Consider the following 5,590-nt stretch of genomic DNA (forward strand, 5'->3'; position numbering starts at 1 on the left):
CAACGCGCAGAACTGCGTGCACTGCAAGACCTGCGACATCAAGGACCCGGCCCAGAACATCACCTGGGTCGCCCCGGAAGGCACCGGCGGGCCGAACTACCCCAACATGTAAGCTCTGGTAGGGTGCGCCATGCGCACCGTTTACCGGGAACGACCGGAAACATTGGCGCTGCCGCCTTATCGGTGCGCGCGGCGCACCCTACAAGAAAGCGTCGATGGAACAAAAAGGCTCCCTGGGGAGCCTTTTTTCATGGGCAGCCAACTATTCTGGCTGCGGCCCGATTGGAAAGAAGGTTCCGGCGCTCCACACTCCCAGCCAGGGCTCTCCTTCGATTTCCCGCTCCACCGCCAGTTCCACCAACTGGTAGAACACGTTGCGATGGATCAGCGCCTCCAGGTTGCCGCGCACCAGCACATAGGGCGATGGCTCGCCACTCTCCGCATCGACCTCGACACGCAGCGGATGCCCGGCATCGGCCACCACTTCATCCTCGACGTTGGTGACGAAGCGCAGTACCTGCCCCTCCCCCTCTCCTTCCACCTGCAGGCTCACCGCGACGAACGGCGCATCGTCGACGGTGATACCGACCTTCTCCACCGGAGTGACCAGGAAATAATCGTCGCCATCGCGGCGGATGATGGTGGAGAACAGCCGCACCATCGGCTTGCGGCCGATCGGCGTGCCCATGTAGTACCAGGTGCCATCGCGCGCGATGCGCATGTCGATGTCGCCACAGAAATCCGGATTCCACAGGTGCACGGGCGGCAAGCCCTTCTTCTCGGATTTCGGGATCTGCGCCAGCAGGTTATCGGCCTGGCCGGGTTTGCTCATCGTTCCTCCCTATTCACGCACGCCCAGCAGGCGGCGGGCGTAATCCTGCAACGGCGGGCCGAGCAGGTCTTCCGGCTGGTTGTCGTAGAAAGTCAGAAAGCCGCCACGGCTTCGGATGGTCGCCGTGTCGACCAGATAGCGGGTATTGGTCTCGACCAGCATCATCTGGATCACACCCTTGTCGACCCCGAGCCGGTCGAGCGCTTCCTCGTCGGCCCACTCGTCATAGGTTCCGATGCGGTCGTCGGCAGAAGCGAAGCGGCTGTACAGCAGGTAATGCGCCCCGGCCGCGCGGGCTTGCCCCATGGCCTCTTCGAGCCCCGCCGGCCCACGGGCGCGGCGCACCATGGGAAAGTATTCGACGAAGCCATTGAAGGTCTCCTCCGCCACCACGTTGGGCCGCGGATAGGCACTGCCCGGCGGCACGAAATGGCCCTGGGCGATGTAGATGAAGGAGTCCGCCTGCAGGCGCCACGGGCTGGCGCGGCGGGTTTCGCTGTGGTCGAGCAGCCCGGCATCGCTCAGGTGATAGCGAGTGCTGTCGGCCATATCGCTGATCTTCATGCAGCCGCCCAGGGCCAACGCCATCCAGAGCGGAATCAGGTATCGCATTGCAGTCCTCCCTATGCCGGTGACGAGAAACCGGCGGATAGGGTCCGTCTGCATCTTCCGCGCCAAATCCATCGTGATCAGCCGCCGATGACCTTCATGATCGTCGCACCGCCGGAGAAAGCCACTTCCTGCTTGTCCGCCAGGGCCTTGACCAGCAATCGTTGCAGCACCGGCAGGGCCTGGTGGCGCGGCTTGTCGAGCAGGTCGCCGATATAGTGCCGGTTGCTTGACGACAGGCAGCCATGCAACCAGCCGGTCGACGACAGGCGCAGCCGCGAACAGGTCCGGCAGAACGGCACGCTCTCGTTGGCGATCACGCCGAAGAAGCCGAGACCGGGTATCTCGTAGCGCAGCGCCGTGGCGTCCAGCGGTGCGTCGGCCTGCACGTACGGATAACGCTCGCCCACCAGATCCAGCAACTCCTGGATACCGACGAAGCGTTGCTGGAAGGTGTTCGCATCATGGGCCAGGTGCCCCATGCGCATCAGCTCGATGAAGCGCAGCTCGAATCCCCGCTCCAGGCAGTACTCCAGCAGCGGAAGAACCTGATCGAGGTTCTGCCCGCGCAGCGGCACCATGTTGAGCTTGATCTTCATACCTGCCGCCCGGGCCCGCTCCAGCCCATCGAGCACGCTGCGCAGATCGCCGCCACGGGCGATCTGGCGGAAACGCTCGGCGTCCAGGGTATCGAGGGAAATGTTCAGGCGGCGAATACCGGCTTCGAGCAGTATCGGCAGTTTGCGGGCAAGCAGTTGGCCATTGCTGGTCAGGCTGATATCGACCAGGCCCAGGCCGCGGACGCCGCGCAAGAAAGGCTCCAGCCTGGGGCTGACCAGCGGTTCGCCGCCGGTGATGCGCAGACGCTCGATGCCGGCGGCCTCCATCAGGTAGACCACCCCGCGCACCATGGCCTCTGCGGACAACTCATCCTGCGTCGCCACCAGGCGCTTGCCATCGGGCACGCAGTAGGTGCAGGCGTAGTTACAGGCGGCGGTCAGGCTGACCCGCAGGTTGCGGAATCGCCTGCCCTGGCGGTCGACGATCATGAAAGGCTCCGGCGGCTGTCACGTTGAGTATATCCCCTCGTGCGCCGGGAACCTTCTCAGTTGCCTGGCGCCTCGCCTTCGCGCTTGCGCTTGTTGCCCATGCGCACGCCAATGTCCATGAGGAACTGGAAGAAGCCCTCCTGGTCCTCCAGGACGCTGCTCCAGAACGGCGAGTGGTACAGCGCCACGGCGCCGTGCACCAGCGCCCAGGCCGCGCAGTAGTGGAAATAGGCGGGAACGTCCTCGAGCTTGCCTTCAGCGATGCGGCCTTCGATCAGTTGGGTCAGGCGCTGGAAGTTGGAGGCGCGGATCTTGTGCAGTTCCTCGACCATCTCCGGCACCTGGCTGCCCTTCACCACCTTCTCTTCCAGGCGGTCGAACAACCGGTAGCGCTGCGGATCGCGCATGCGGAACTCGAAATAGGCACGCGACAGCGCTTCCTTGTCGCGGTCGACATCCTCGGAATGGAACAGGGCATTGAGGTCGCGCTCATAGTCCAGCATCAGGCGCAGGTAGATCTCCGCCTTGGACTTGAAGTGCTTGTAGATGGTGCCTTTGCCAATGCCCACGGCGTCGGCGATCATCTCGACGGTGACGCTGTCTTCCCCCTGTTCGAGGAACAGCTTCAGCGCAGTGTCGAGGATCTCCTGCTCACGGCGGCGAAATTCACGAATCTTTCGGGGTTCTTTCTGCATAAATAGACTGCAAGGTCAAAAAGCGAAGGCGCGTATTATGCCTATTTAGCGTGAAATTGCACGGATCATAAGACCATGTATGGCTATCAAGACGAGTTTCCCCAAGCCCCGGGGCTGCGTTACCTGAATCACGCCGCCGTCGCGCCCTGGCCACGCCGGGCCGCCGCGGCCGTGGCGAGCTTCGCCGAACAGAACGTGCGCCTCGGCGCCCGCGACTATCCCGACTGGCTGGTACTGGAGCGCCAGCTGCGCGACCGGCTCAAGCGCCTGCTCAATGCGCCGACCAGCGCGGACATCGCCTTAGTAAAGAACACATCGGAAGCCCTGTCCTTCGTCGCCTTCGGCCTGGACTGGCAGCCCGGCGACCGGGTCGTCATCAGCAACGAGGAATTCCCGTCCAACCGCGTCGTCTGGGAAGCCCTGAAACCGCACGGCGTTGAAGTCGTACAGGTTTCCCTGAGTGGCGGCGACCCGGAAGGCGCCCTGCTGAGCGCTTGCGGCCCACGCACCCGGCTGATGTCGATCAGCGCCGTGCAGTACGCCAGCGGCCTGCGTCTCGACCTGGAGCGCCTCGGCCAGGGATGCCGCCAGCGCGGCGTGCTGCTCTGCGTCGACGCCATCCAGCAGCTCGGCGCCCTGCCCTTCGACGTGAAAAGCTGCGACTGTGCCTTCGCCATGGCCGACGGCCACAAATGGATGCTCGGCCCCGAAGGGCTTGGCGTGTTCTATTGCCGCAGCGACCTGCGCGAACAACTCAAGCTGCACGAATACGGCTGGCACATGCTCGAACATGCCGGCGACTACGACCGCAACGACTGGCAGCCGGCACGCAGCGCCAAGCGCTTCGAATGTGGCAGCCCGAACATGCTGGCCGCCATGGCCCTGGAAGCCAGCCTGTCGCTGCTGGAGGAAGTCGGCATGAAGAACGTGGGCAATGCCCTGCACGAACGCGTGCAGTGGTTGCTCGACGGGCTCGAGCGGATCAACGGTGTCACCCTGCACAGCCCACGCAATCCCGCCCGGCGCGCCGGAATCCTGACGTTCACGCTGGACGGCCAGGACAATCGCGAGCTGTTCGAGAAACTCCGAAGCGAGCAGGTGGTGTGTGCCCAGCGCGGGCCCGGCATCCGCTTCTCCCCGCACTTCTATACCGAAGCGCGGGTGATCGAGGAAACCTTGGCGCTGTTAGGTCAGATGGCAACGAGATGAGCACTCAACAGCCGTGCCAGTATTCCAAATCTGTTTAAAAAACGAGCTGGACAGCCTGGACGCGCGTCAATCTTCACCAATACTCAAAGTTACTGGTGTGCGGCACCTCCCCCCAAGTGCCCCGTCAGGCAAGGTACCGTGGACTGCGTACCTTGATTTACTCCTAATGGTCTTGACCCGGATTCATCCCCCAGAACCCGGGTTTTTTTTATCCGCGATTTACCCGGGCGAGCGGAAACAGGCGCTGGAAATTGGCGGTGGTCTGCTCCGCCAGTTTCTCGAAACTGGTCCCCCGCACGCTGGCCAGGAATTCCGCCACTTCGCGCACGTACTGCGGCAGGTTGGGTTTGCCGCGGTAGGGAATCGGCGCCAGGTAGGGAGAATCGGTCTCCACCAGCAAGCGGCCGGCCGGCACCCGGCGGGCGACCTCGCGCAGGGCGTCGGCATTGCGGAAGGTGACAATGCCGGACAGCGAGATATAGAAACCGAGATCCAGGGCAGCCCTGGCCATCTCCCAATCCTCGGTGAAGCAGTGCAATACCCCGGCCTGCGGCAAGGCCGCCTCGCGCAGCAACGCCAGGGTGTCGGCCCGCGCCGCGCGGGTATGCACGATCACCGGCTTGCCGGTGATCCGCGCCGCCTCGAGGTGCAGCCGGAAGGCCTCCTGCTGCAACTCGGCCGCTTCCGGCTCATAGTGATAATCCAACCCCGTCTCTCCGATCGCCACCACCCGAGGGTGCTCCAGCTCGCCCAGCAACCAGTCCAGGGCCGGCGCGGCGCCGGGTTCGAGGTCCAGCGGGTGCACCCCCACCGAGCAATCCACGTCCGCATAGCGCTCGGCCAGCGCCTTGACCGCGGCGGCATTGTCGGCGCTCACGCCGATGCACAGGAAATGCCCGACACCGCACGCTCGCGCGGCATCCAGGGCGGAATCCAGGGAACCGCCATGGGTCGCGAGATCCAGGCGATCGAGGTGGCAATGGGAATCGACCAGCATAGGGAGTAACTGCTTGGGATGGAGGAAAGGGGGAGATTGTAATGGAAAGAGGCTGGAGGCTGGACAGCGTTCTGGCCATGCACCTTCTGCGTCCCCCCCCTTTTTTGGTTCATCGCGCTTTCCCGGGGAAGGCGGCCTTGATTTTCAGGAAGAAGTAGTCCGAGTCCCGGAAGCCATAGGCCATGCGTTTGATCACCTT

Annotated in this window: 7 protein-coding genes; 2 read left to right on the forward strand and 5 right to left on the reverse strand. The window is 63.8% G+C overall.

The genetic code is table 11. The features are described from left to right. Positions 1-112: 4Fe-4S dicluster domain-containing protein (locus PSEWESI4_RS16635; RefSeq protein ID WP_187672333.1), on the forward strand; the 112-nt coding region annotated here is incomplete at its 5' end. A 150-nt stretch (positions 113-262) separates the two neighbouring features. Here PSEWESI4_RS16635 and PSEWESI4_RS16640 read toward each other — a convergent pair. The 4 genes from PSEWESI4_RS16640 to PSEWESI4_RS16655 form a co-directional block, all read right to left on the reverse strand. Further along, positions 263-832 (reverse strand): DUF1285 domain-containing protein, encoded by a 570-nt coding sequence (locus PSEWESI4_RS16640; protein WP_187672334.1) that lies wholly within the window; start codon positions 830-832, stop codon positions 263-265. Between the two features lie 9 nt (positions 833-841). After that, a complete protein-coding gene (locus PSEWESI4_RS16645) occupies positions 842-1,444 on the reverse strand; it encodes a DUF4823 domain-containing protein (protein ID WP_235978957.1) in 603 nt (200 codons plus the stop codon). A gap of 77 nt (positions 1,445-1,521) precedes the next feature. Then, complete coding sequence (locus PSEWESI4_RS16650; protein WP_187672336.1) at positions 1,522-2,490, reverse strand: GTP 3',8-cyclase MoaA; 969 nt, start codon at positions 2,488-2,490, stop codon at positions 1,522-1,524. Between the two features lie 56 nt (positions 2,491-2,546). Then, on the reverse strand, positions 2,547-3,185 hold the full coding sequence (locus PSEWESI4_RS16655; protein WP_187672337.1) for a TetR/AcrR family transcriptional regulator: 639 nt from the start codon (positions 3,183-3,185) through the stop codon (positions 2,547-2,549). Between the two features lie 75 nt (positions 3,186-3,260). Between PSEWESI4_RS16655 and PSEWESI4_RS16660 the strand changes: the two genes are divergently transcribed. Next, positions 3,261-4,394: an aminotransferase class V-fold PLP-dependent enzyme gene (locus tag PSEWESI4_RS16660; protein WP_187672338.1), complete on the forward strand. Its 1,134-nt coding sequence runs from the start codon at positions 3,261-3,263 to the stop codon at positions 4,392-4,394. Positions 4,395-4,602: 208 nt separating this feature from the next. Here PSEWESI4_RS16660 and PSEWESI4_RS16665 read toward each other — a convergent pair whose 3' ends face one another. Further along, positions 4,603-5,391: a TatD family hydrolase gene (locus PSEWESI4_RS16665; protein ID WP_187672339.1), complete on the reverse strand. Its 789-nt coding sequence runs from the start codon at positions 5,389-5,391 to the stop codon at positions 4,603-4,605. Between the last annotated feature and the right edge of the window lie 199 nt (positions 5,392-5,590).

The sequence above is a fragment of the Zestomonas carbonaria genome (assembly GCF_904061905.1).
Lineage (GTDB): Bacteria > Pseudomonadota > Gammaproteobacteria > Pseudomonadales > Pseudomonadaceae > Aquipseudomonas > Aquipseudomonas carbonaria.